Origin of the sequence: Pseudomonas iranensis (assembly GCF_014268585.2) — a bacterium.
In the GTDB taxonomy this organism is placed as follows: domain Bacteria; phylum Pseudomonadota; class Gammaproteobacteria; order Pseudomonadales; family Pseudomonadaceae; genus Aquipseudomonas; species Aquipseudomonas iranensis.
The window spans coordinates 5,348,635-5,374,087 of the sequence record NZ_CP077092.1; the positions used below are offsets into that span (position 1 = coordinate 5,348,635).

A 25,453-nucleotide genomic window follows, 5' to 3' on the forward strand; every position below is an offset into this window, starting at 1 on the left:
GACACGCTCCATGCATGAGTCGAAATCTCATGATCTGAACAAGGCTCAGCACAGCCCATGCCAACGCCTTTCAGGCCCCGCCTGCTGGGCGCGCGCGATTTTCTGCGCCGTTTCCTACAACCCGCAACCGCACTATCTGACACTTTTTGTCACCTGCACCGGCCGTGTTTGGCGCTGTCACTTGACTAGGCTATAAGTCATGAACGGCAAGCGTGCGGAATCCCCATGAATGACATCGCTCTGAGCGGTCTGGCCAAGCAATTGGTCCAGGCCGAACTGCTCACGGAAACAAGTGCCCGGCAATCCTGGGCGCAGGCCCAGCGCAATCGCGTCTCGCTGGTCAATTACCTGGTACACAACAAACTGGTCAATAGCCGGCAAATTGCCGAGATCGCTTCCGAACATTTCGGCATGGCCCTGCTCGATCTCAGCTGCCTCGACAAGGAGACTCAGCCCAAGGGCCTGGTCAGTGAAAAACTGGTTCGTCAGCACTGCGCCCTGCCCTTGTGGCGGCGCGGCAACAAATTGTTCGTGGGCCTTTCCGACCCGAGCAATCAGCAGGCGATCAGCGACATCCAGTTCAGCACCGGCCTGAGCACCGAGGCGATTCTGGTCGAGGACGACAAGCTCAGCGACGCCATCGACAAGTTCTTCGACAGCCACGCCTCGGGTCTGGAAGAAATGGCCGATGTCGATCTCGACGGCCTCGACGTCGAGTCCATCGATGACAACAAACAGGACGTGATCGGCGGCCTCGATGCCGACGACGCCCCGGTCGTACGTTTTGTGCACAAGATGCTGCTCGATGCGATCAAGAGCGGCTCTTCCGACCTGCACTTCGAACCCTACGAAAAAAACTACCGGGTGCGCATGCGCACCGACGGCATGCTGCGCGAGGTGGCCAAGCCGCCGATCCAGTTGGCCGGGCGTATTGCCGCTCGCCTGAAGGTCATGGCCAGTCTGGATATTTCCGAACGACGCAAACCCCAGGACGGGCGGATCAAGATGCGCCTGTCGAAAAGCAAATCCATCGATTTTCGCGTCAACACCTTGCCGACCCTGTGGGGCGAAAAAGTGGTGATCCGGATTCTCGACCCGTCCAGTGCACAAATGGGCATCGACGCCTTGGGTTACGAAGCCGAGCAAAAGGCCTTGTACCTGGCCGCGCTGAAACAGCCGCAAGGGATGATTCTGGTCACTGGCCCCACCGGTTCCGGTAAAACCGTGTCGCTGTACACCGGGCTGAACATCCTCAACACCGTCGACATCAATATTTCCACCGCCGAAGACCCGGTGGAAATCAACATGGAAGGCATCAATCAGGTCAACGTCAATCCCCGCCAAGGGCTGGACTTTGCCCAGGCGCTGCGCTCGTTTCTGCGTCAAGACCCGGATGTGATCATGGTCGGCGAGATCCGCGATCTGGAAACCGCCGAGATCGCGATCAAGGCCGCGCAGACCGGCCACCTGGTGCTGTCGACCCTGCACACCAACAGCGCGGCGGAAACCCTCACGCGCCTGCACAACATGGGCATTCCCGGTTTCAACATTGCCACCTCGGTCAGCCTGATCATCGCCCAGCGTCTGGCGCGCAAATTGTGCGCGCACTGCAAGCGGCCGCTGGAAATCCCGCACGAAACCTTGCTCAAGGAAGGCTTCCCCGAGGAACGCATCGGCCATTTCACGATCTACGAGCCGGTCGGTTGCGATCACTGCAACGGCGGTTACAAAGGACGCGTGGGGATTTATGAAGTGGTAAAGAACACACCGGACCTGCAACGGTTGATCATGGCGGAAGGCAATTCGCTGGAAATCGACATTCAGATGCGCCGCGACGGCTTCGCCGATCTGCGCACTTCCGGGCTGCACAAGGCGATGCAAGGCATCACCAGCCTTGAGGAAATCAACCGGGTCACCAAGGATTGAACATGGCGGTCAAGGCAGCGAAAGTCAGCGTTTACGCCTGGGAAGGCACCGACCGCAAAGGCAGTAAAGTCAGCGGCGAGTTGAGCGGGCAGAACCCCGCACTGATCAAGGCGCAGCTGCGCAAACAGGGGATCAACCCGGGCAAGGTGCGCAAGAAGTCCGCCTCCCTGCTGACCTTGGGCAAACGCATCAAACCGCAGGACATCGCCTTGTTCACCCGGCAGATGGCGACCATGATGAAGGCCGGCGTGCCGCTATTGCAGTCCTTCGACATCATCGGTGAAGGCTTCGAAAACCCGGCCATGCGCAAACTGGTCGACGAGGTCAAACAGGAGGTCGCGGCCGGTAACAGCTTCGCCACGGCCCTGCGCAAGAAACCGCAATACTTCGACGAGTTGTACTGCAACCTGGTCGACGCCGGCGAACAGTCCGGTGCTCTCGACACGTTGCTCGAACGAGTGGCGACCTATAAGGAAAAAAGCGAAGCGCTCAAGGCCAAGATCAAGAAAGCCATGACTTACCCTACTGCAGTGGTGCTGGTGGCGGCGGTGGTGACCGGCATTCTGCTGGTCAAGGTGGTGCCGCAGTTCCAGTCGGTATTCTCCGGGTTCGGCGCCGAACTGCCGGGCTTCACCCTGATGATCATCAGCCTGTCGGAATTCATGCAGCAGTGGTGGTGGGCGATTCTTTTTGCGCTGGTGGCAGCGTTTTTCGGCACTCGCCACGCGTTGAAGACATCGCAGGCCCTGCGCGACCGCCGCGATGCCTGGCTGCTGAAGCTGCCGCTGGTAGGCACTTTGATGTACAAGTCCGCCGTCGCCCGTTTCGCCCGCACCCTGTCGACCACTTTCGCCGCCGGCGTGCCGTTGGTGGAGGCGCTGGATTCGGTGGCGGGCGCCACCGGCAACGTGGTGTTCAAGCGCGCGGTGCTGCGAGTTCGGCAAGACGTCTCGACCGGTATGCAATTGAATTTCTCGATGCGCAGCACCGGTGTGTTTCCCAATATGGCGGTGCAGATGACCGCCATTGGCGAGGAGTCCGGGGCACTGGATGACATGCTCGACAAGGTCGCCGGTTTTTATGAAGCCGAAGTCGATAACATGGTCGACAACCTCACCAGCCTGATGGAGCCGTTCATCATGGTGGTGCTGGGGGTCATCGTCGGTGGACTGGTGGTGGCCATGTACCTGCCGATCTTCCAACTCGGCTCAGCGATCTGACATGCCTATCGACGAACTGTTTGCCGTGTATCCGCTGGCCTTTGTGGTCAGCGCGCTGCTGCTCGGGCTGGTGGTCGGCAGCTTCCTCAATGTTGTGGTGTGGCGCCTGCCGAAAATGCTTGAGCGTGACTGGCGCCAGCAAGCCCATGATGTGCTCGGCCTGCCCAGCGAAACGCCCGTGCCGACCTACAACCTGATGCTGCCGCACTCCGCGTGCCCGCATTGCGGACATCGGATCCGCCCGTGGGAAAACATTCCGCTGCTCAGTTATCTGTGCCTGCTCGGGCGCTGCTCGGCTTGTTCGGCGCCGATCAGTAAACGTTACCCGCTGACCGAACTGGCCTGCGGCCTGCTCTCGGCATTCATCGCATGGCATCTGGGCTTCGGCTGGCCGGCGGGCTTGCTGATTTTGCTGACGTGGGGCTTGCTGGCGATGAGTCTGATCGACTGCGAACATCAGTTGCTGCCCGATGTGCTGGTGCTGCCGCTGCTGTGGCTGGGGCTGATCGTCAACAGCTTCGGCGTGTTCGTGGCGTTGCCCGATGCGTTGTGGGGCGCGGTGGCGGGTTATCTGGCGCTGTGGTCGGTGTTCTGGCTGTTCAAACTGCTCACCGGCAAGGACGGCATCGGTCACGGCGATTTCAAGCTGTTGGCCTTGCTTGGCGCTTGGGGTGGCTGGCAGATTCTGCCGCTGACGATTCTGTTGTCATCCTTGGTGGGAGCGATTTTGGGCGTCGTCATGCTGCGTCTGCGCGCCCAGGCAACCTCGACGCCGATCCCCTTCGGACCCTTTCTGGCAATTGCCGGCTGGATTGCCTTGCTCTGGGGTGGTCAAATAACCGACTTCTATTGGCAGTCTGTCGGTTTGAAATGAATACCCCTGTGGAAAAACCCTGGATCCTCGGCCTGACCGGCGGCATCGGCAGCGGCAAAAGCGCGGCGGCGCAGCACTTCATCGACCTCGGCGTGCACGTGGTGGATGCCGATCATGCGGCGCGCTGGGTAGTCGAACCGGGGCGTCCGGCGCTGGCGAAAATCGCCGAGCATTTCGGTTCCGGCGTGTTGCAGGCCGACGGCACACTGGACCGTGCCGCCCTGCGCAAACTGATTTTTGAAGACCCTGAACAGCGGCGTTGGCTAGAGGCGCTGTTGCATCCGTTGATCGGCGAAGAAATCGCTCATCACCTGGCGCAGGCAAAATCGCCTTACGCGATTCTGGTTTCACCGTTGCTGATCGAGTCCGGGCAATACGCGATGACCCAGCGCATTCTGGTCATCGATGCGCCGCAACCACTGCAGATCGAACGCACCTTGCAGCGTGACCAGACCAGCGAAGCGCAGGTGCAGGCGATCCTCAAGGCGCAATCGAGCCGTGAAGACCGCGTAAGCCGTGCCGACGACGTGATCGTCAACGACCGTGACCTTGCCTGGCTGCACAGCGAAGTCGAGCGTCTGCATCACTTTTATCTGACTTTATCCGGAGGCCAAGCATGAGCCAGATTCCAACCGTTGAATGCCCAACCTGCGGCGCCCCCGTCGAATTCACCCCGGCGAACAAATTCCGTCCGTTCTGCTCCGACCGCTGCAAACTGATCGACCTCGGCGCCTGGGCCTCGGAAGAGCACAAGATTCCGCTCGCCCCGGATGCCGAGGACGAGCTGTTTTCCGGCGATTTCGATCCGCGTCACTGATCGCTGATCAGGGCCGCATAAAGCAGTAGTCCTGACTGTCGTCGAGGTTCTCCGCGAGAAAGCGCAACTCGTCGGCCAGGTCTTCGGCATTGCGCACTGCCTTGCTCTGCTGCACCACGGCGCTGAGCAGGGCGCGCAAACTCAGGCCCGGGTCGAAGCCCACTTCCTGCGCCAGCTCCAGACTCTGCCGGGTTTCCTGCCGCGCCCATTCGTACACGCCCATGCCACTGCTCCTGAAGGGATTTGCGCGAGCATGAAATCTCTGCGGCCTGGCCGGTTTGATGTGGATCAAGACTTCGGATCGTCGTCCTTCCACGGCGCCGAAAGGTAACGGGTGCGGTTGAAGGTCTCCAGCCATTCCGGGCAGAACACCACCAACGCGCTGACAACCATGCCGTTGATAAAGGCCTCGGGAAACAGCAGCAACCACAGGTAACCGACGAAATCTTCCAGCCATTCCGGCATGGCGAAAAGGCCGTCGTACCACAGCAACGTCAGGCTCAGAATCAGGCACAACAGGCCTGACAACGCAGCGGCGAAGAAACCGGAACAGAAGATGTAAACGAATGGATTGCGTGGCTGCGCACGCTCGACCAGAATCGCCACGCATTCGGTGATCAGCACTGGCAGCAGAATCAGCAACGCGCCATTGACGCCGACCGCAGCCAGGTCCTGACGGCCCAAAAGCACCAGGCCAATCTGCGCAACCAGGCCGCCGACGATCGCCAGCGGCCAATCGAGCAGCAGCGTCACCGCGGTCATGCCGATGAAATGATAAGACACGCCGGTGTCGAAATCCCTGCGCACCAGCCACAGCAGAAACAGCGCGAACACCGTGCCGAACAGCAAGTGCTGCCGGCGACTGTCGCTGAACAGCTCGACCCATGGCGCACGCATGATCGCCCAGAGCAGCACCGGCAGATAAATCAGCCAGCCTAGCGTCAGGCTTGCCGAGGACAGCAGTTCGGCACCGATCATGATTCCCTCACCTGCTACTCGACACGCTTTTTTTGTAGGAGCTGCCGAAGGCTGCGATCTTTTGATCTTGTTTATAAAAGCAAAAGATCGCAGCCTTCGGCAGCTCCTACAAGGGCGCAATCGCGCGACGTTTATGTCTGAGCCGATGCAAAGCTATCTGCTTGTCGCATTTGGACGCTAAGCTTGGGCTTATGGATGATTCAGATTATTTACGCCTGCTGACCATCGCGGCCGAGCAGGCCAACGCGTTCCTGTCCAATGCCCGCAAATGGGAGCGTGAGCGTTGGGTCTGCCAGCGCCTGCTGCAAGGTCTGAACATCCCCTACCGCGCCGACGAATTCGCCCCGGCCGGTGAGCCGCCGGACGTACTGTTCCGCGATGCCAACTTCGAAGTTTTTTTCGTCCTCGATGAAGGCCGCCGTCTCAATGACGAGTGGCGCGACGAATTGCAGCGTCGGCGCAGCGCGTTTTCCCTGAGCCAACTGGTGCGCCGCGAAGCCAAGCCCAAACGCATCCCGGCCAATGAATTTCTCCTGCGTCTGGCGCCAACCCTGCGCAAGAAGGCGCACAACTACAAGGAACGCGGCATGGATCTGGGTGAACTGGACATCATCGCCTTCGCCAGCCTCAAGCGCGAAGTGCTCGATCTCAACAGTCATTTCCCGCCACCGACCGAATATCTGCGTCAGGGCTGGCGCTCGCTGTCGCTGGTCGGCCCGACATTCGCCCGCGTGTTGTTCGCCCACCCCGACGCACCGGACTTTCTGCGCAGCAACCTCGGCCGCAGCATTGTGTTCGACGTGGGTATCAGCCTGTGACGCCGCTGCAGCAGTTGATCGCTGAGGTTCCGCAAACCGGTCGTGTGCGCTGGATCGGCGTGCGTCCAGAGTCCCGTGGGCCGATGCTTGAGCTCGAGGCGGTCGAGGCGCGGCTGGAAGCCGGGCTCACCGGCGACCACGCCCGCCCGGGCGTTCGCAATGCGCGACAGGTGACGCTGATTCAGTGGGAGCACTTGGCGGTGATCAATGCATTGATGGGCCGTCCCGATGACGAGCCGGTCCGGCCTGAAGATCTGCGGCGCAATCTCGTTATAAGCGGAATCAATTTGTTTAGCCTGAAGGGGCGGCGCTTTCGCATCGGGCAAGCGATACTCGAAACCACTGGCTGGTGTCAGCCCTGCGCACGCTTGCAGAACAATCTCGGCCCGGGCACGTTTCAAGCCGTGCGCGGGCATGGCGGGATCACTGCCCGGGTGTTACAAAGCGGCATCATTCGCCTCGACGATAGCGTGTGCGTCGAACCGGTTCCGGACAGCGGCTACGCTGCGTTCAATCCGGGCTGAAAACCGCTGTAGCCTGTGCTCATTCAGTAACGTCTACCTGACGAGGCAAATATGACCAGCCGCCTGAACCCCGAAGACCAAAAGCATGTCGAAGAGTACCTGCAACTGTCCCAACACCGTGTCGAGCGCCGGCCTTTCCGGCCGTGGATGCTCCTGGTGCTGGTGCTGGCAGTGACCATTGGTCTGGGCCTGTTGAGCCGATTTATCAGTTACCTGACGTTATGAGCTGCCTTGCGCTCCCTCGGGTAACCGCACCGATTTCCTTTAAAAACCTTGCGAGTTATCCCTATGTCCCATCGTATTGTCATTGTCGGCGGCGGCGCCGGCGGTCTGGAGTTGGCTACCCGCCTGGGTAAGACTCTGGGCAAGCGCGGCACGGCCAGCGTGATGCTGGTCGACGCGAACCTGACCCACATCTGGAAACCGCTGCTGCACGAAGTGGCCGCCGGTTCCCTGAACTCCTCAGAAGACGAACTCAACTACGTCGCCCAAGCGAAATGGAACCACTTCGAGTTCCAGCTCGGGCGCATGAGCGGACTTGATCGCGCGCAGAAGAAAATCCAGTTGGCCGCGACCTATGACGAAAACGGCGTCGAGCTGGTGCCGGCGCGTGAAGTGGCTTATGACTCGCTGGTGATCAGCGTCGGCAGCACCACCAACGATTTCGGCACCCAGGGCGCCGCGCAGCATTGTCTGTTCCTCGATACGCGCAAACAGGCTGAGCGCTTCCACCAGCAATTGCTCAACCATTATCTGCGCGCCCACGCCGGGCAGACCGACGTGGTCGAGCAGATCAGCGTGGCCATCGTCGGCGCTGGCGCCACTGGCGTCGAACTGGCGGCAGAGCTGCACAACGCCGCCCATGAATTGGCCGCGTATGGTCTGGACCGGATCAAACCGGAAAACATGCACATCACGCTGATCGAAGCCGGCCCACGAGTGCTGCCTGCCCTGCCGGAGCGCATCAGCGGGCCGGTGCACAAGACCCTGGAGAAGCTCGGGGTCAATGTGATGACCAACGCAGCAGTCAGCGAAGTGACTGCCGACAGCCTGATCACCGCCGATGGCAACGAGATCAAGGCCAGCCTGAAGGTCTGGGCTGCCGGCATTCGCGCACCGGGTTTCCTCAAGGACATCGACGGTCTGGAGACCAACCGCATCAATCAGCTGCAAGTGCTGCCGACTCTGCAAACCACTCGCGACGAAAACATCTTTGCCTTCGGTGACTGCGCGGCGTGCCCTCAACCGGGCACTGATCGCAACGTGCCGCCGCGCGCACAAGCGGCGCACCAACAGGCGTCGCTGCTGGCCAAGTCGCTGAAACTGCGCATCGAAGGCAAGACCCTGCCGGAGTACAAGTACACCGACTACGGCTCGCTGATCTCGCTGTCGCGTTTTTCTGCTGTGGGTAACTTGATGGGTAACCTGACCGGCAGCGTGATGCTCGAAGGCTGGCTGGCGCGGATGTTCTATGTGTCGCTGTACCGCATGCACCAGATGGCACTGTACGGGCCGTTTCGCACGGCGATGCTGATGCTGGGGAGCAAGATTGGTCGTGGCACCGAACCGCGTCTGAAACTGCACTAAGGCGCCAACCTGTGGGAGCGAGCCTGCTCGCGAAAGCGGTGGGTCTGTCAACACTGTCGTTGAATGATCCGGCCCCTTCGCGAGCAGGCTCGCTCCCACATTTTTTCGTGCTGTTCTCAAATCAGTGGGCGAAGGCCTGCAATGAATCGCTGTTCATCAGAGCTGGAACCGCCGCACCATGCCCTGCAGCGCATTGGCCAGTTGCGACAGCTCATGGCTCGATGCGCTGGTCTGATCAGCCCCCGCAGCCGAACGCACCGACAGGTCGCGAATGTTCACCAGATTGCGATCCACTTCCCGCGCCACCTGCGCCTGCTCCTCGGCAGCGCTGGCGATTACCAGGTTGCGCTCGTGAATCTCGTGCACCGACGCCGTGATCGTCACCAGCGCCTCACCCGCCCGCTCTGCGAGAACCAGCGTGCTCGCCGCACGAGATGCGCTGGCCTGCATTGACTCCAGCGCCTGGCTCGAACCGCTGCGCATGCCTTGCACCATCTGTTCGATTTCCTGCGTCGATTGCTGGGTGCGATACGCCAGTGCGCGCACCTCGTCGGCCACCACCGCAAAGCCGCGACCGCTTTCGCCCGCACGTGCTGCCTCGATGGCAGCGTTGAGCGCCAGCAGATTGGTCTGCTCGGCGATGGCGCGAATCACGTCCAGAACCTTACCGATGTCTTGCGATTGTTTGGCCAGCGACTGCACCAGTTCACCGGTGTTCTGCACATCACTGGCCAGCGCATTGATCGCGCTGGCGGTTTCGCTGACGCGCTCCTGGCCCAATTGCGCCGACTGACTGGACTGGCGCGTGGCATCGGACGTCGACACCGCGTTGCGCGCGACCTCCTCCACCGCAGCGGTCATCTCGTTAACCGCAGTGGCGGCCTGTTCGATTTCGTTGTTCTGCTCTTGCAAGCCTTGGGTGCTGTCGACGGTAACGGCGCTCAGTTCATCCGCGGCGGTTGCCAGTTGCGTAGCTGAGCCGCTGATACCTTGCAGGGTCTCGCGCAGGTTCTGTTGCATCGTCGCCAAGGCCTTGAGCAAGCGGCTGACTTCGTCATTGCCATGGGTTTCGATCGGTCGGGTTAGATCGCCCTTGGCGACACTTTCAGCGGCATCCACGGCGCTGCTCAGCGGGCGCACGATACTGCGCGTGAGCAACATCGCCAGCGCCACCGTGGCCAGCGCTGCCAAGGCAATGAACAGAGTTACGATGGTGCGCGAGGTTTCATAATGCGCGGCGGACTTCTCGCTTTCGGCAGCGACCTGGCGGGCGAACAGATCGGCGAGATCATTGAGCTGTTTGCCGGAGCCGTCGACCACGGTCTTCATGTCCACCAGGAGCAATTTGGTCAGCTCGTCACGCTTGCCTTGCTCGGCAAGGGTGAATGACTGGGCAATGCCAGTGCGATAGGCGGCGAAGGTTTTCTTGAACTGGTCATACAGCTGCTGGCCTTCGGCAGTGTCGACCAGTTTGTCGTAGGCGGCGATCTTCTCGCTCAGCTCCTTGTCGCGGGTGTCCATCTGGCCACGGTAGGTGGCGATGTTGGCCGGATCCTGATCGAGCGCCATGCGCAGGGAGATAGTGCGGATGCGCAGCATCAGTTCACGGATCTCGTCGCCGCCACGGATGCTCGGCAACCAGCGGTTCTCCACCGCCACCTCACTGTCGCGAATGCTCGACATCTGCCCCAGCGCAAACACGCCGAGCAAGGCCACCAACACCGCGATCAGGGCAAAACCCAGGGCAGCCCGGGGAGCAATATTCAACTGACGAAGCAACATGACGAACGCCCTTATTCTTGTAATGGCCAGATCAAGGGGCGAAGCGTTGGCAGTCCCCTCGTGTTAGCGGGCTATCGGCAGGTTGTATGACGACTTGAAGGGATTCAGCTTTCGGCAGGCAAAAAAAATCCCCGTATCTTTCGATACGAGGATTTTCAATATGGTCGGGGTAAGGGGATTCGAACTCCTGACATCCTGCTCCCAAAGCAGGCGCGCTACCGGACTGCGCTATACCCCGGTAAAAAAAAGGCGACCTTTCAAAGATCGCCTTCTTCGATCAGCGCTTTTGGCCTCTGATCTTAAGATTCGATCCCAGCGCAAACTGGTTTCAAAAATGGTGGGTCGTGTGGGATTCGAACCTACGACCAATTGGTTAAAAGCCAACTGCTCTACCAACTGAGCTAACGACCCAAATATGGTCGGGGTAAGGGGATTCGAACTCCTGACATCCTGCTCCCAAAGCAGGCGCGCTACCGGACTGCGCTATACCCCGGTTTGAAATTGGCTCCGTGACCAGGACTCGAACCTGGGACCCAATGATTAACAGTCATTTGCTCTACCGACTGAGCTATCACGGAACTACATATTTCAATTTACAACGGTGAAGCTTTGTTGCATCTCGCCACCCGTTCGCATCGCTGCGTTCGTGTGTCTGAGGCGCGCTATTCTACAACCTAGAACACCTCTGTCAACCCCCTAAATTGCTTTCAAGTTAATGATTTGCAACTTATTTCAGATTCCAACCCGGTGGGTTGAAACGCTGCCGGTGACTGACTGCGGGGCGCACTTTACAAGCCTTTTCCTTTGAGTTCAACAGCCTGGCGAAAAAAAGGCCTCGCAATGCGAGGCCTTCCCGGTTTCATTGCCGCTGAGGCTTAGCCGAAAACGATTTCGTCGTTCTCGACCTTGCCGGTGGCGGTGTCGCCAGGCATGAAATGACCCGACAGGATCAACTGCGCCAGCGGGTTTTCGATCCAGCGCTGGATCGCCCGTTTCAAAGGACGTGCGCCATACACCGGGTCGTAACCAACGGCGATCAGCTTGTCCATCGCTTCCGGGCTCAGTTCCAGCTTCAGCTCGCGCTCGGCCAGACGGCTGCGCAGACGACCCAACTGGATCTCGGTAATCCCGGCGATCTGATCCCGCGCCAGCGGCTCGAAGATCACCACCTCGTCGACCCGGTTGATGAACTCCGGACGGAAGTGCGACGTCAGCGCGTCCATCACAGCAGCGCGCTGCGCCTCGCGATCACCGACCAGTTCCTGGATCTGCATCGACCCGAGGTTGGAGGTCATCACGATCACCGTGTTGCGGAAGTCCACCGTACGCCCGTGACTGTCGGTCAGCCGGCCATCCTCAAGCACTTGCAGAAGGATGTTGAACACATCCGGATGCGCCTTCTCGACTTCGTCCATCAGGATCACCGAGTACGGCTTGCGACGCACCGCTTCGGTCAGGTAACCGCCCTCTTCATAGCCGACGTAGCCCGGTGGCGCGCCGATCAGACGAGCCACGGAATGTTTCTCCATGAACTCGGACATGTCGATCCGAACCATCGCCTCCTCGGTATCGAAAAGGAATTCGGCCAAGGCCTTGCACAGCTCGGTTTTACCGACACCGGTAGGGCCGAGGAACATGAACGAGCCGCTCGGCCGATTCGGGTCGGACAACCCCGCGCGGGACCGCCGCACGGCGTTGGCCACAGCCACAACCGCTTCTTCCTGACCGATTACCCGTTTGTGCAACAGGCTCTCCATCTTCATCAGCTTGTCGCGCTCGCCTTCGAGCATCTTCGACACCGGGATGCCGGTCCACTTCGACACGACTTCGGCAATCTCTTCTTCAGTCACCTTGCTGCGCAGCAACTGGTTTTCGCTCTTGCCGTGCTGGTCGACCATTTGCAGGCTGCGTTCCAGGTCGGGGATCACCCCGTACTGCAACTCGGCCATGCGATTCAGGTCGCCTTTGCGCCGCGCGGCTTCCAGTTCCTGGCGCGACTGTTCGATCTTCTGCTGGATCTGCGCAGAACCCTGCACCTCGGCTTTTTCCGAGTTCCAGATTTCTTCCAGATCCGAGTACTCACGTTCGTGACGCTCGATTTCTTCCTGGAGTTTTTCCAGGCGTTTCTTCGCCGCGTCGTCGCTTTCTTTCTTCAGGGCCTGGGATTCCACCTTCAGCTGAATCAGGCGCCGCTCCAGACGATCGAGTACTTCCGGTTTGGAGTCGATCTCCATGCGGATACGGCTGGCGGCCTCGTCGATCAGGTCGATGGCCTTGTCCGGCAACTGCCGATCCGTGATGTAGCGATGGCTGAGTTTCGCCGCGGCAATGATCGCGCCGTCGGTGATCGCCACCTTGTGGTGAACCTCGTAACGCTCCTTGAGGCCACGCAGAATAGCGATGGTGTCTTCTTCGCTCGGCTCGTCCACCAGGACTTTCTGGAAACGCCGCTCGAGCGCCGCGTCCTTCTCTATATATTGGCGGTACTCGTTGAGCGTGGTCGCGCCGACGCAGTGCAACTCGCCGCGAGCCAGCGCAGGCTTGAGCATGTTGCCGGCGTCCATCGAGCCTTCGCCCTTACCGGCGCCGACCATGGTGTGCAGCTCGTCGATGAACAGAATGATCTGCCCTTCCTGCTTCGACAGTTCGTTGAGCAAGCCTTTGAGGCGCTCTTCGAATTCACCACGATATTTGGCGCCGGCAATCAACGCGCCCATGTCCAGCGACAGCAGGCGTTTGCCTTTGAGGCCGTCCGGCACTTCGCCGTTGATGATGCGCTGCGCCAGCCCTTCGGCGATCGCGGTTTTACCCACGCCAGGCTCACCGATCAGCACCGGGTTGTTCTTGGTGCGGCGTTGCAGAACCTGAATGGTGCGGCGGATCTCGTCGTCACGGCCGATCACGGGATCAAGCTTGCCGTCTTCGGCGCGCTTGGTCAGGTCGACGGTGTACTTGTCCAAGGCTTGACGCGACTCTTCGTGGTTGGCGTCATTTACCGCTTCGCCACCACGCAGGTTGTTGATCGCGTTTTCCAGGGCTTTTTTGCTCACGCCTTGGCCGAGCAGCAACTTGCCGAGCTTGCTGTTCTCGTCCATCGCGGCGAGCAGCACCAGCTCGCTGGAGATGAACTGGTCGCCCTTCTGCTGAGCCAGACGGTCAGCCTGATTGAGCAGGCGCGCCAGATCCTGCGACATGTTGACGTCGCCGGTCGGGTTCTGGATTTTCGGTAGTTGATCGAGCTCTTTGGTCAGCTCTTTACGCAAGCTGTTGACGTCGAAGCCTACCTGCATCAGCAGCGGCTTGATCGAACCGCCCTGCTGTTCAAGCATGGCCTGCATCAAGTGCGCCGGCTCGATGGCCGGATGATCGTGGCCAACCGCCAACGACTGGGCGTCGGACAGGGCCAACTGTAATTTACTGGTTAAACGGTCAATACGCATGGGTCACCTTCCTTTTGAGCAGGCCGGACCTAAGAAACCATCCTGAATAAAGAAACCTGCCAGATACCACTGTAGATGCGGTCGATTCTGGGAGATTCAAGCGTCGGAGAGTTGATGCAGATCAGAGAGTTTAGCGGGTGAGCCAAACAAGAGAGGCGAAACGACCGGTGCGCGACGCACGGCGATAGGAGAAGAAGCGCGGATCGGTCACGGTGCAGAAACCGCCACCATAAACAGCGGTAACACCGCGTTCAGCCAGACGCAGGCGCGCCAGCTGATAGATATCAGCCATGAACTTGCCGGCATTGTTGCTCGGTGCGAAGGCTGTCGCTGCTTCCGGCAACTGCTTGACGAAGACTTCGCGTACTTCCGCGCCGACTTCAAAGGCTTGCGGGCCAATCGCCGGACCGAGCCAGACCAGCACGTCTTCAGGTGCAACATCGAGGCTATCGAGGGTCGCTTCAAGCACACCCGCCGCCAGACCACGCCAACCGGCATGGGCCGCCGCTACGCGAGTGCCCGCACGATCGCAGAACAACGCCGGCAGGCAGTCCGCCGTCATCGCCGTGCAGGCAATGCCCGGCGTTGCCGTCCAACTGGCATCTGCCGTCGCAACGATGCCCGGATCAGCATGCGCAACGGTGATCCCGTGCACTTGCTGCAACCAGGCAGGCTGGATGGAGAAGTGCTCGGTCAGACGCCGACGGTTCTCGGCGACGGCTTCAGGACGATCATCGACGTGATCGCCCAGATTCAGGCTGTCGAACGGCGCCTCGCTGACACCACCCTCGCGGGTGGTGACACAGGCCCTGACGCTGGCCGGCGCAGGCCAGTCCGGCGTCAGCCAGTTCATCCGACGAAGGCCTCGCGATCCTGCTTGAGCAGGGTCAGCAGCCAGACGAAATCCTCCGGCAGCGGCGATTCCCAGCTCATGCGCTCACCGCTCGTCGGATGATCGAGTTCCAGGAAGCGCGCGTGCAGGGCCTGACGCGGGAAGTGCTTGAGCGATTCAACCATGGTCGGGTTGGCCGCTGGCGGAATGCGGAAGCGCCCGCCGTACGCCGGATCGCCGACCAACGGGAAGTTGATGTGCGCCATGTGCACGCGGATCTGGTGGGTCCGACCGGTTTCCAGCTTCACCCGCACATGAGTGTGGGAACGGAAACGCTCGAGCACGCGGTAATGGCTGACGGCAGGCTTGCCGCCTTCCATCACTGCCATGCGCTGGCGTTGCTGGCCGTGACGACCGATCGGCGCATTGATCTTGCCACCGGCGGTGACCACGCCAATGACGATGCACTCGTAGATACGGCTGACGCTGCGGCTCTGCAATTGTGCGACCAGCTTGGTCTGCGCCTGAATGGTCTTGGCCACCACCATCAGACCGGTGGTGTCCTTGTCCAGACGATGCACGATACCGGCGCGCGGGACATTGATGATGTCCGGCACATGGTGCAACAAAGCGTTGAGCAGGGTGCCATCGGCATGGCCGGCAGCCGGGTGCACCACCAGGCCCGCAGGCTTGTTGATCACCAGGATGTCGTCGTCTTCATAGACGATGTCGAGCTCGATGTCCTGGGCGATCCATTCGCCCTGAGCTTCCTGCTCGGCAGTCAGCTCAAGGATGGCACCGCCATGCACAATGTCGCGCGGGCGGATGACCGCCCCGTCCACAGTCAGGCGACCTTCTTTGATCCAGGCGGAAAGGCGCGAGCGTGAGTGCTCAGCGAAGAGTTGGGCGGCGACTTGATCGAGGCGTTGGCCGCCCAATTCGGACGGCACCTCTGCGCGAAGTTCAATTTTATCGGACATGCTCGGACTGGGCGTCGGCACAGCCTTTGGTTTCGGCTGCGCGCTTGTGGTTAAATACGGCGTCTTTTGCCCCGAGGCTTTTCAACGGGGCGCTCATCATAACAGGACGGCCCCGCCCAAGACAGCGGCCGTCATAGGGACGCAAGCCGCCATGCAAGTGAAACACCTGCTGCTGATCGCCATCCTCGCATTGACCGCTGCTTGCTCATCGAAGGAAGTCGTAGACGAAAACCTCAGCGAAGCCGAGCTGTATCAGCAGGCTCAGACTGATCTGGACAACAACAGCTACACCAGCGCCACAGCCAAGCTGAAGGCTCTGGAGTCGCGTTATCCGTTCGGTCGCTACGCCGATCAGGCTCAGCTGGAGTTGATCTACGCCAACTACAAGAACGCCGAGCCGGAAGCTGCAAAGTCTGCCGCCGAGCGTTTCATTCGTTTGCATCCGCAGCATCCGAACGTGGATTACGCGTACTACCTCAAGGGTCTGACTTCGTTCGACCAGGACGTCGGCCTGCTGGCGCGCTTCCTGCCGCTGGACATGACCAAGCGTGACCCGGGCGCCGCCCGCGACTCGTACAACGAGTTCGCGCAGCTGACCAGCCGCTACCCGAACAGCCGCTACGCGCCGGACGCCAAGCAGCGCATGATCTACCTGCGCAACCTGCTGGCGGCCTACGAGATCCACGTCGCTGACTACTACCTGACCCGTCAGGCTTATGTAGCCGCTGCCAACCGTGGCAAGTACGTCGTGGAAAACTTCCAGGAAACCCCATCGGTCGGCGACGGCCTGGCGGTGATGACCGAAGCCTACCAGCGTCTGCACCTCGACGATCTGGCCGCCACCAGCCTGGAAACCCTGAAGCTCAACTACCCGGATCACCCGAGCCTGCAAGATGGCCAGTTCGTGCCACGCGTAGCCGAGGCCGACAACCGTTCGTTCCTGAGCAAGGCAACTTTGGGCCTGATCGAATCGCGTCCACCGCTGCCGCCGGGCGAAACCCGCGCCAACCAGGACGTGCAGAAGCAGTTCCAGGACGCGAAAGATGCGATCCCGAACGAGCTCAAGCCTAAGGACGAAAACGGCGACGTGATCGAAGAGCCAGAGCCGGAATCCAGCGACACCGATCGCTCGTGGTTCAGCTACATGACCTTCGGCGTGTTCGACTGATCACACCGGCGGTACGAAAAAGGGAGATCTGCGGATCTCCCTTTTTTATTGCCGCGCTTTAATAGGCTGTGCGCTGATCGGGTCCTTGGCTAAACTGCCGGATCATCAGTCGAAAAGCCGCTCATCATGCTTCGTTTATTGTTCTGGATTGCCCTGATCTTCGCCGCCATCTGGCTCTGGCGCAAATTCAAGGCCCCCGCCTCGTCCACCCGATCGCCGCGCGAACAGGATGCGCCGCCGATGGTGCGCTGCGCCCACTGCGGCGTGCACCTGCCCCGCGACCGCGCGCTGGGCAACCAGCAACTGTGGTATTGCAGCCAGGCTCATCTGGAGCAAGGCCCGGGCGCCAGTGGTCGCTGAGGCCGCCAACGCCGACCAGAAACAGGCGCAGCGTCTGCTGCGCCTTTATCATCTGTACCGTTTAAGTGTCGGCATCACTCTGGTGCTGCTGATCTCCAGCAACATGGACAACCGCCTGCTGACGTCGGCCAACGACGACCTGCTGCGCGGCGGCAGCTGGCTGTACCTGATCATCAATATGCTGCTGGTGGTGTTCCTCGAAAACACCCGGCGCCCGGCGCAGTTGTTCACCCTGGCCCTTGTCGATGTGCTGCTGTTGTGCGGCCTGTTCTACGCGGCCGGCGGCGTGGCCAGTGCGCTGGGCAATCTGCTGGTGGTCTCGGTGGCGATCAGCAACACCCTGCTGCGCCGACGCATCGGCCTGCTGATTGCCGCCATCGCGGCGATCGGCATTGTCGGCCTGAGCTTTCTGCTGGGGCTCAGCCGCCCCTTGAGCGCCAACGCCTACTTGCAAGCCGGCACCCTCGGCGCGCTGTGCTTTGCCGCCTCGCTGCTGGTGCAAGGGTTGATTCGTCGCCTCGAAGTCAGCGAGACCCTGGCCGAACAGCGCGCCAGCGAGGTGGTCAGCCTGGAGGCGTTGAATGCGTTGATCCTGCAACGCATGCGCACCGGCATTCTGGTACTCGACGAACAACGCCGGGTGCAACTGGCCAATCACAGTGCGCAGAGTCTGCTCGGCCATAGTCACCTGCAAGGTCATTTGATCGATGAATATTCGCCAGCACTGGTCGAGCGCCTGCAACTGTGGCGCAACAACCCGACCCTGCGCCCGCAGAGCCTGAAAATCCCCGGCAATGGCCTTGAGCTGCAACCCAGCTTCATCGCCCTTGAGCAGAGTCCGAACCAGCAGACGCTGGTGTTTCTCGAAGACCTGGCGCAAATCACCCAACAGGCGCAGCAACTCAAGCTCGCTGCGCTCGGGCGTTTGACCGCCGGCATCTCCCATGAAATTCGCAATCCACTGGGCGCGATCAGTCATGCCGCGCAGCTGTTGGCCGAGTCCGAGGAACTCGATAGCGCAGATCGGCGTCTGACGCAGATTATTCAAGACCACTCCCAGCGCATGAACCGAGTCATCGAAAACGTCCTGCAACTGTCCCGCCGCCAGCAAAGCGCGCCGCAACGGCTGGACCTCAAGCCGTGGCTGGAAGACTTCGTCGGCGAAATCCGCGAGCAGGCCAACGAGCGCCAGCACATTCATCTGCGAATCAATTCCGGCGATTTCACCACGCTGATGGACCCCAACCAGTTGCGGCAGATTCTCGACAATCTGATCCGCAACGCCTGGCGTCACAGTGCGCAAATGCACGAGCAGGCCGACGTCTGGCTGGCACTGTTCGTCGACCCGGACAGTCAGTTGGCGGTGCTTGAGGTCCAAGACAACGGCCCCGGCGTGTCGGCCGATGAACAGGCGCATCTCTTTGAACCCTTCTTCACTACCAGCAGCCAGGGCACCGGTCTTGGCCTTTATCTGTCCCGTGAGCTGTGCGAAAGCAACCAGGCACGCCTAGACTTCAAATCACGCCAAGGCGGCGGCTGCTTTTGCATCACTTTTGCTCACGGACGGAAACAAAGTTGAATACAAGCCCACGGCAAAAAATTCTAATCGTCGACGACGAACCGGATATCCGCGAGCTCCTGGAAATCACCCTGGGACGGATGAAACTCGAAACCTTCAGCGCACGCAATCTGGGCGAAGCTCAGGCGCTGTTGCAGCGCGAGCACTTTGACCTGTGCCTGACCGACATGCGCCTGCCCGACGGCACCGGGCTGGAGCTGGTGCAACACATTCAGCAACGCGATCCACACCTGCCGGTGGCGATGATCACGGCGTACGGAAGCCTGGAAACTGCAATCAATGCGCTGAAGGCCGGGGCGTTCGACTTCCTCACCAAACCGGTGGAACTGCCGCGCTTGCGCGAACTGGTCAGCTCGGCGCTGCGCCTGCCGACAGCGGGCGGCTTGAGCACGGCAATCGAGCGACGCTTGCTGGGCGATTCGCCGCCGATGGCCAATCTGCGCAGGCAGATCGACAAGCTCGCACGCAGTCAGGCGCCGGTGTACATCAGTGGTGAATCCGGCAGCGGCAAAGAACTGGTCGCCCGCCTGATCCACGAACAAGGTCCGCGCGCCAGCCAGCCGTTTGTGCCGGTGAACTGCGGGGCGATTCCATCGGAGCTGATGGAAAGCGAGTTCTTCGGTCACCGCAAAGGCAGCTTTACCGGTGCCGTCGAAGACAAGCCGGGGCTGTTTCAAGCGGCCCATGGCGGCACTCTGTTTCTCGATGAAGTCGCCGATTTGCCACTGTCGATGCAAGTGAAACTGCTGCGGGCGATCCAGGAAAAAGCCGTGCGCAGCGTCGGCGGCCAGCAGGAAACTGTGGTCGACGTACGCATCCTTTGCGCCACGCACAAAGACCTTGAAGCCGAAGTTTCGGCCGAGCGTTTCCGCCAGGATCTGTATTACCGGCTCAACGTCATCGAACTGCGCGTGCCGTCCCTGCGCGAACGCCGCGACGACATCGAGGCGCTTGCCATGCACGTGCTCAAGCGCCTGGCCAAAGACACCGGACAACCCGAAGCGCGCCTGCACCCGCAAGCGCTGGAGGCGCTGAAGAACTATCGCTTTCCCGGCAATGTGCGCGAACTGGAGAATGTTCTGGAACGCGCGCACACCTTGTGTGAAAACCGCACGATCGAAGCGCAGGATCTGCGTTTGAGCGAAGGCAATTGCACGGCGGACGGGGCGATGGCCGATCTGACGCAGATCGACAATCTCGAGGATTATCTGGAGAGCGTCGAGCGCAAACTGATTTTGCAGGCGCTGGAGGAAACCCGCTGGAACCGCACGGCGGCGGCGCAGCGGTTGAGTCTGTCGTTTCGGTCGATGCGCTATCGGCTGAAGAAATTGGGCCTGGATTAAAGGCCCCTTCGCGAGCAGGCTCGCTCCCACATTTGGAATGAGTATTCCTGTGGGAGCGAGCCTGCTCGCGAAGGCGGTCTACCCGCCTCTGACTAAATCCGGCCCTCAGGCGCGTACGGCGCCGGATCAATAATCGGCGCCCGCCCCAGCATCACGTCAGCAAACAACTGACACGATGCCGGCGCCAGCACCAGCCCGTTGCGGTAATGCCCGCAGTTCAGCCACAACCCATCGAACCCGGGCACCCGGCCAATAAACGGAATGCCTTCCGGCGACCCCGGCCGCAGCCCCGCCCAGTGCCCGACCACTTCAGCATCCGCCAGCGCCGGCAACAATTCGATCGCCGAGGCCTTGAGGCTTTGCAGCGCTACATCGGTCGGGGTCTTGTCGTAACCTTCGTGCTCCAGCGTGCTGCCGACCAAAATATGACCGTCACGACGCGGGATCGCATATCGCCCCTTGGCCAGCACCATGCTCGGTAAAAAATCAGCCGCGCACTTATAAAGAATCATCTGGCCTTTGACCGGCTCGACCGGCAGCGACAGGTTCAGCGTCTTGAGCAGATCACCGCTCCACGCCCCCGCTGTCAGCACAATCTGGTCGCCGTTGATCACGCCCGTCGGAGCCTGCACGCCGACCACGCGCTCGCCCTCGCGGACGAAGCCACTGACTTCGCATTGTTCATGAATCGTCACGTTCGGCAGCGCCAGCAGCGCGGCTTTCAGCGATTTGACCAGCCGTGGATTGCGCACGTTGGCGACATCGGCCATGTAGATCGCTCGGCTGAAACCGCTGCCGAGCACCGGCACCGCGTCATGTGCCGCCGAGATATCCACAGCCCGCAGCGGCCGATTTTCCCGCTCGGCCCAGGCCAGGGCTGCGGTTTCATCGTCCAGATCCAGCCAATACAGGCCAGTGGTGTGCACCTCAGGATCAACCCCCGTGTCGGCAAACAAGCGCTGGCCGAGCTGTGGATAAAAGTCCTGCGACCAATGCGCCAGCGCGGTGACCGCCGGGCTGTAGCGCCACGGGTACAGCGGCGAAACGATACCGCCGCCGGCCCAGGACGACTCCTGGCCGACATTCGAGCGATCCAGCAGCACCACGCTGCGCACTTCGGAGGCGAGATTGTAGGCGGTGAGCAGGCCAATCACCCCGCCGCCGACAATCACCACTTGCTGTTGCCTGGTCATGTTTGATCCAACCGTAAAAAGACAGTGGGCGCAAAAGGCGCCCGAAAAAGAATGCGTCAGCGGCCCCAGCAATCCTTGGCGGTCACTCCGGTGGCCGCGTTGTTCATGCTTCGCACGCCGGTGTTGGTGAGGGTGAAATCTCCGCACTTGTCGGTGGCCATGGCCGAGCCGGTTTTACGCACCGCGGTCAGCACAAAGGTCTGGTCGGTCAGCGTCGGGGTGATGGTGTAGAAATCATTGCCCGTGCTCAGTCCGGTGACGCCGGTGTAGACATTGTTGCGGGTGTAGAAGCGTTCGAGGGTCTGCGCCTGCTCCGAGAGCAGCGAAACCACTTCGGCGCGACGGCCCTTCTTCACGTATTCGTTGTAGCTGGGAATGCTGATGGTGAGGATGATCCCGATAATCGCGATAACGATCATGATCTCGATCAGGGTAAAACCTCGGCTGGTTCTGCGCATGCCTCAAATTCTCGCTTACTGGATTTGTCGCCACATGATACGACGGCTGCCGCCGCCACCCTTCTCTACAATGGTGGTGATGACGCCACTGGTGTCGGTAACGTACTTTCCCGTACCACCGGCGGAAATGAAGTTCAGGGTCGGATTGCCGCCGGTGAATACCACGCCACTGGATATCGTGTCGTTGCTGTCGACCAAACGGTCGCCAGTGGTGTCGATCACGGCATAGTTGAGCATCTTACCGTTGAACGCATCGAGTTCGACCAACCTGCCCGTACCAAAGCTCGAACAAGGGTCGGTGGTATCGACGCTGGCGGTGGTAAAAACGATTCGCCCCAGCACAATGCTGGCCTGGTTGATCACGCGCTCGCCGGTCAGCACGTTGTTATACACCAGCGGCAGATACCAGCCTTTCTCTGCCGGATAGGTCGTTTCATTCTGGCTGGTGGTCAGAAACTGCCCGGAACTGCCGGAGAACGAGCCGGTAATCGCCTGCGCCTGCAAACTGCTGACGGTGATTTGGCCGGCCCCACCCTCTGCATCCCAGATTGAATAGAACGCCTGCAGATCCTTGTTGGTCTTGTCGGCAGTCTCGTTGAACTTGCCGGTGCCAAAGAACACTTGCTTGCCGCCCTGCGGATTATCCGCCAGCAGCGGTTGCGCAGTAATCGGCTGCGTTGCCCCACCCGGGGCGGTAAACAAAGGCTTGCCGGCAAACGCCACGCCCCAGCTTTCTGCCCCGGGTGCGCTCAAGTCGAATTTCCACATACGCCCCTTCAGGTCACCAGCGTAGGCAGCCTGCACCACGTTCGAGGAATTGACCCTGAGTTTTACCGAAGACAGACCGTTAGTGGTTTCCGTGCTGTCGATGACGATTTTCCTGATCAGCGAACCATCCATTGCATCCAGTACATACAACGCTGCAACCCCCGAATTGCTGCCGTAACCATTGGCGATGAATGTCGCCCAGCGACCATTGGCCAAGCGTGCCACTTCCGGACGCGCGTAGGCGTAACCCAGATCATTGAAAGCATTCGACGCATTTGCCGTAGCCGGCGCACTGACTTCCCACAGTGCCTTGATCACGTTGCCTGCCGAGGCATCGAACAGTTGCAGTCCGTAGAAGGTTTTGCCACCGGCCCCCGTTCCGCCAATGGCCAGCGTTCTCCAGGTGGTGCCGGCCTGCGCATCGAACACTCCGAGTTGACCGTCCACGAGAAACTTGTGGCTGACGCCGTTGACGTAATTGGTATCCGCAATCAGCCGCAACGAAGGCAGCACGCTGGAAGGCATGTAGGCATAACGGCGGGTGCCGTTCGCCGAATTGATCACGTTGACGAAACCGTCGTTGGCGTTCACCACCAGACTGGCATTCATGTTCGCAGCCTTGGTGGTCAGGTAGTTGGTGTAACTGCTGTCACCCGTCAGATCGGATGCGGACTTGTCTGATGGCGACGCGAGCACCAGCGGCGAATTGATGATGTCGCCCAGCAGCGCAGTGCGCACTTTGAGCCCGGTCCTGTTGGTCCCTTTGCTCCACTCCACCAGTTCAGTGCCGCTGATACCGGTGGGCAGGCCCTGATTCAGCGTGTTCTGCTGGGCTGGGGAAAAGCTGCCGAATGCCAGAGCAATGGGCGTATTGCTCAAGGTGTTCCATGACTGGAAAGTCGGCGCTGTAGCAGAGGGCACGATGGTGGTGTCGGTCGACCATTGCGCCGCCGAGGTATTTACCGTGCCGGTCGAGGTAAAGCCGAACGACCTGATCGTGCCGCGCCAATCCTTGGGATCGTAGGTTGTCTGGTAAAAACTGCTGCCACTGGTCAACGTACTGCTGCTGGCAACACCGGCACCACCGGAGCCGGCCTTGGAAGTGATATCGCTGAGTGCCGACGATAACGCCGCATTGAGCCCGGAGCTGTCGGTCGCCTGGTAATACCTGCCCTGCCCGTAACTGGCAGCGTCGGACAACATGTCGTTATCCGCCGCGAAACCCACGGTGTAGGTGTTCATGTCCTGCCGGGGAAAATCCACCGCGTTCCAGCTCTTGCCGGCGGCGTCGGTGCCGGTCGAGCGCATGTCGATGTCGAAGGCGAATTTGGCGATGTCATCCAGATACAGCGTGTCACCTTCGCCGTCACCGTTGAGGTTGTCGCCATCGTTATTCACGCCATCCCAGTTCGGTAAGCGACTGCCTCCCAGCGGATCGTTGGTCGGGAAGGTACGGTCATAGGTCGGCAAGCCATCGGTAATCACCACGCCGTAGTTTTTCTGGCAGCGGTATTGAATCGGACTGGTATAGGTCGCCGGTGTGCCGTTGTAGTAAGGCGCCAAGCCACGCATGTAGCGCGTGACTTCGTAATAGCTCTCGGCCAATGGCGTGTTGGCCACGGCGTTCAAGCCGTTGATCGATGAGATCAGCGCGTTGTAGTTGGTGTCTGCCTGGGCCTGGGTGACGCTGCCCGCGACGGGTGACAAATCGGTGATCGAGCGGGCGATGAAACCGCCGTTGCCCGGGTTGCTGCTGGTCGCCGGATTGAATGTCGACAGGCCCATGCGCAAGCTGCGGTTGCTGCTCACCAGTGCAGTGGAAACGTTGCGCGCGACGTTCATCCGGTAATCGTTGGGGATCGCCCCCGTGGTGAAGTCGCGGGTGCCGTTGCTGTTGGCGAGGCCGACTATGTAGGAAATGTAATCGGCGGAATACCGAGTGTTCTCATTGCCTACGGGGTCGGGCAGCTTGAGGCACAACGGCGCCACGCTGTTGTTGTAGAACGCGTAGGCGCCTCCCGAGCAGCCGGAGGTTGGCAGGCTCGATAGAAACACTGTGTCGCCAGTAATCTGCGGTGCATTGAGTGCAGAGCACAAGCCGAGGAAGGCATTGCACTGCCGGGCGGGAGTGCGGTTGACGTTCGGGTCGAATCCGGCGGCGTAGATGATGCTGTTCATACTGCCGGAGTCGTCGATTAGCAGCATCACGTTTGGCGCTACCGCAGCCGCGCTCAGCAATGGCGAATCGGAAGGCGTGAAAGCCCAGGCCGGTGCCGCCAGGTAACAACTCAGCAGCATGCCGATCAGCAGCGACACGCCGCGCTCAATACTTCGCATAGACACTCTCCACCACGCTACGCGAATTGCCGGCGATGCCGACCGCAGTCACTCGATATAAGGTTGCCGAGGTGTTACTGGGCACGTTCACCGCCGTCAGGGTCGTGCCGATGTTCTGCACGCCATAAAAGCCATTACCGGCGGCGATCCAGGTCACCCCGGAGGTCGAATTGAAGCTGGCCGAGCTGACCGATGACGATTCCGCCGGCGGCAGACATTGGCTCGTGCCGCTGCACACCGCCAACGAATAACTGTCCAGTTGCACTGCGCTCTCGCCGACACGCAATGCCGCTTCGGCCGCCTGAAATGATTGATTGCGCAGGCTTACGCTGCCGGCCATTTTCTCTTGCAGGTTGGCGCTCTGCATCGAGGACAAACCGATCAATGTCAGCAACAGCAGAAACACCAGACTGACCAACAAGACCATGCCGCGCTGGGCCTGACGTTGCTGCAAGGAAATCCTCATCGC

General features: G+C 60.4%; 23 protein-coding genes and 4 tRNA genes. 13 read left to right on the forward strand and 14 right to left on the reverse strand.

All coding sequences use genetic code 11. The features are described 5' to 3' along the window. Positions 1 to 225 precede the first annotated feature (225 nt). From pilB to yacG, 5 genes are read left to right on the forward strand one after another with little or no spacing between them, the layout of a single operon-like run. Positions 226 to 1,926, forward strand: coding sequence for a type IV-A pilus assembly ATPase PilB (gene pilB / locus HU724_RS24065; RefSeq protein WP_110603179.1), 1,701 nt, complete (start codon positions 226 to 228; stop codon positions 1,924 to 1,926). Positions 1,927 to 1,928: 2 nt separating this feature from the next. Then, entirely contained in the window at positions 1,929 to 3,146 is a 1,218-nt protein-coding gene (locus HU724_RS24070) for a type II secretion system F family protein (RefSeq protein ID WP_095181835.1), read from the forward strand. A 1-nt stretch (position 3,147) separates the two neighbouring features. Continuing rightward, positions 3,148 to 4,020 (forward strand): prepilin peptidase, encoded by an 873-nt coding sequence (locus HU724_RS24075; RefSeq protein WP_186569366.1) that lies wholly within the window; start codon positions 3,148 to 3,150, stop codon positions 4,018 to 4,020. Continuing rightward, positions 4,017 to 4,640 (forward strand): dephospho-CoA kinase, encoded by a 624-nt coding sequence (gene coaE / locus HU724_RS24080; protein WP_186569367.1) that lies wholly within the window; start codon positions 4,017 to 4,019, stop codon positions 4,638 to 4,640. Before HU724_RS24075 ends, coaE begins: the two co-directional genes overlap by 4 nt. Then, the gene (gene yacG / locus HU724_RS24085; RefSeq protein ID WP_186569368.1) at positions 4,637 to 4,837 is read left to right on the forward strand and encodes a DNA gyrase inhibitor YacG; all 201 of its coding nucleotides are present in this window, start codon (positions 4,637 to 4,639) and stop codon (positions 4,835 to 4,837) included. Before coaE ends, yacG begins: the two co-directional genes overlap by 4 nt. Positions 4,838 to 4,844: 7 nt before the next feature. On the opposite strand, the gene HU724_RS24090 is transcribed toward yacG, so the two are convergent. Together HU724_RS24090 and HU724_RS24095 are read right to left on the reverse strand one after the other, a co-directional pair. Continuing rightward, positions 4,845 to 5,060 carry a hypothetical protein gene (locus HU724_RS24090; protein WP_186569369.1) on the reverse strand — a complete coding sequence of 72 codons (216 nt, stop codon included), beginning with the start codon at positions 5,058 to 5,060 and terminating at the stop codon, positions 4,845 to 4,847. A 65-nt stretch (positions 5,061 to 5,125) separates the two neighbouring features. After that, on the reverse strand, positions 5,126 to 5,815 hold the full coding sequence (locus HU724_RS24095) for an energy-coupling factor ABC transporter permease (RefSeq protein WP_024014345.1): 690 nt from the start codon (positions 5,813 to 5,815) through the stop codon (positions 5,126 to 5,128). Between the two features lie 191 nt (positions 5,816 to 6,006). On the opposite strand from HU724_RS24095, the gene HU724_RS24100 reads away from it, so the two are divergent. From HU724_RS24100 to HU724_RS24115, 4 genes are all read left to right on the forward strand, one after another. After that, positions 6,007 to 6,633, forward strand: coding sequence for a DUF1780 domain-containing protein (locus tag HU724_RS24100; RefSeq protein ID WP_007909887.1), 627 nt, complete (start codon positions 6,007 to 6,009; stop codon positions 6,631 to 6,633). After that, positions 6,630 to 7,157: an MOSC domain-containing protein gene (locus tag HU724_RS24105; RefSeq protein WP_056790453.1), complete on the forward strand. Its 528-nt coding sequence runs from the start codon at positions 6,630 to 6,632 to the stop codon at positions 7,155 to 7,157. Before HU724_RS24100 ends, HU724_RS24105 begins: the two co-directional genes overlap by 4 nt. A gap of 51 nt (positions 7,158 to 7,208) precedes the next feature. Continuing rightward, the gene (locus HU724_RS24110; protein WP_007909875.1) at positions 7,209 to 7,382 is read left to right on the forward strand and encodes a DUF3094 domain-containing protein; all 174 of its coding nucleotides are present in this window, start codon (positions 7,209 to 7,211) and stop codon (positions 7,380 to 7,382) included. A gap of 63 nt (positions 7,383 to 7,445) precedes the next feature. Beyond that, the gene (locus tag HU724_RS24115; RefSeq protein ID WP_016773144.1) at positions 7,446 to 8,744 is read left to right on the forward strand and encodes an NAD(P)/FAD-dependent oxidoreductase; all 1,299 of its coding nucleotides are present in this window, start codon (positions 7,446 to 7,448) and stop codon (positions 8,742 to 8,744) included. Positions 8,745 to 8,900: 156 nt separating this feature from the next. Here the strand turns inward: HU724_RS24115 and HU724_RS24120 are convergent, their stop codons facing one another. The 8 genes from HU724_RS24120 to rluD all read right to left on the reverse strand — a co-directional run bounded on the left by HU724_RS24120 (position 8,901) and on the right by rluD (position 15,778). After that, a complete protein-coding gene (locus tag HU724_RS24120; protein ID WP_186569370.1) occupies positions 8,901 to 10,526 on the reverse strand; it encodes a methyl-accepting chemotaxis protein in 1,626 nt (541 codons plus the stop codon). Between the two features lie 161 nt (positions 10,527 to 10,687). Continuing rightward, positions 10,688 to 10,764, reverse strand: a tRNA-Pro gene (locus HU724_RS24125). Between the two features lie 97 nt (positions 10,765 to 10,861). Next, positions 10,862 to 10,937: transfer RNA gene (locus HU724_RS24130), tRNA-Lys, on the reverse strand. 5 nt (positions 10,938 to 10,942) lie between these two features. After that, positions 10,943 to 11,019 (reverse strand) — tRNA-Pro (locus tag HU724_RS24135). 9 nt (positions 11,020 to 11,028) lie between these two features. Further along, positions 11,029 to 11,104: transfer RNA gene (locus HU724_RS24140), tRNA-Asn, on the reverse strand. A 297-nt stretch (positions 11,105 to 11,401) separates the two neighbouring features. After that, on the reverse strand, positions 11,402 to 13,966 hold the full coding sequence (clpB, locus tag HU724_RS24145; RefSeq protein WP_016773142.1) for an ATP-dependent chaperone ClpB: 2,565 nt from the start codon (positions 13,964 to 13,966) through the stop codon (positions 11,402 to 11,404). Positions 13,967 to 14,096: 130 nt separating this feature from the next. Then, positions 14,097 to 14,819 carry a peptidoglycan editing factor PgeF gene (gene pgeF / locus HU724_RS24150; protein ID WP_186569371.1) on the reverse strand — a complete coding sequence of 241 codons (723 nt, stop codon included), beginning with the start codon at positions 14,817 to 14,819 and terminating at the stop codon, positions 14,097 to 14,099. Beyond that, complete coding sequence (rluD, locus tag HU724_RS24155) at positions 14,816 to 15,778, reverse strand: 23S rRNA pseudouridine(1911/1915/1917) synthase RluD (protein WP_042610487.1); 963 nt, start codon at positions 15,776 to 15,778, stop codon at positions 14,816 to 14,818. Before rluD ends, pgeF begins: the two co-directional genes overlap by 4 nt. 151 nt (positions 15,779 to 15,929) lie before the next feature. Here rluD and HU724_RS24160 point away from each other — a divergent pair, with 151 nt between their 5' ends. The 4 genes from HU724_RS24160 to HU724_RS24175 all read left to right on the forward strand — a co-directional run bounded on the left by HU724_RS24160 (position 15,930) and on the right by HU724_RS24175 (position 20,228). Further along, a complete protein-coding gene (locus tag HU724_RS24160) occupies positions 15,930 to 16,946 on the forward strand; it encodes an outer membrane protein assembly factor BamD (protein WP_016773139.1) in 1,017 nt (338 codons plus the stop codon). Between the two features lie 126 nt (positions 16,947 to 17,072). Beyond that, on the forward strand, positions 17,073 to 17,306 hold the full coding sequence (locus tag HU724_RS24165) for a PP0621 family protein (protein ID WP_016773138.1): 234 nt from the start codon (positions 17,073 to 17,075) through the stop codon (positions 17,304 to 17,306). Beyond that, a complete protein-coding gene (locus HU724_RS24170; RefSeq protein ID WP_186569372.1) occupies positions 17,296 to 18,885 on the forward strand; it encodes a sensor histidine kinase in 1,590 nt (529 codons plus the stop codon). Before HU724_RS24165 ends, HU724_RS24170 begins: the two co-directional genes overlap by 11 nt. Continuing rightward, positions 18,882 to 20,228, forward strand: a complete 1,347-nt coding sequence (locus HU724_RS24175) for a sigma-54-dependent transcriptional regulator (RefSeq protein ID WP_133339061.1) — start codon at positions 18,882 to 18,884, stop codon at positions 20,226 to 20,228. Before HU724_RS24170 ends, HU724_RS24175 begins: the two co-directional genes overlap by 4 nt. A gap of 92 nt (positions 20,229 to 20,320) precedes the next feature. Here the strand turns inward: HU724_RS24175 and thiO are convergent, their stop codons facing one another. The 4 genes from thiO to HU724_RS24195 are packed head-to-tail and all read right to left on the reverse strand — an operon-like array spanning position 20,321 to position 25,450. Next, the gene (gene thiO / locus HU724_RS24180; RefSeq protein ID WP_186569373.1) at positions 20,321 to 21,421 is read right to left on the reverse strand and encodes a glycine oxidase ThiO; all 1,101 of its coding nucleotides are present in this window, start codon (positions 21,419 to 21,421) and stop codon (positions 20,321 to 20,323) included. A gap of 56 nt (positions 21,422 to 21,477) precedes the next feature. Beyond that, entirely contained in the window at positions 21,478 to 21,879 is a 402-nt protein-coding gene (locus HU724_RS24185) for a type IV pilin protein (protein WP_186569374.1), read from the reverse strand. Positions 21,880 to 21,894: 15 nt separating this feature from the next. After that, positions 21,895 to 24,984: a pilus assembly protein gene (locus HU724_RS24190; RefSeq protein ID WP_186569375.1), complete on the reverse strand. Its 3,090-nt coding sequence runs from the start codon at positions 24,982 to 24,984 to the stop codon at positions 21,895 to 21,897. Beyond that, positions 24,971 to 25,450: a pilus assembly PilX family protein gene (locus HU724_RS24195; RefSeq protein ID WP_186569376.1), complete on the reverse strand. Its 480-nt coding sequence runs from the start codon at positions 25,448 to 25,450 to the stop codon at positions 24,971 to 24,973. Before HU724_RS24195 ends, HU724_RS24190 begins: the two co-directional genes overlap by 14 nt. Between the last annotated feature and the right edge of the window lie 3 nt (positions 25,451 to 25,453).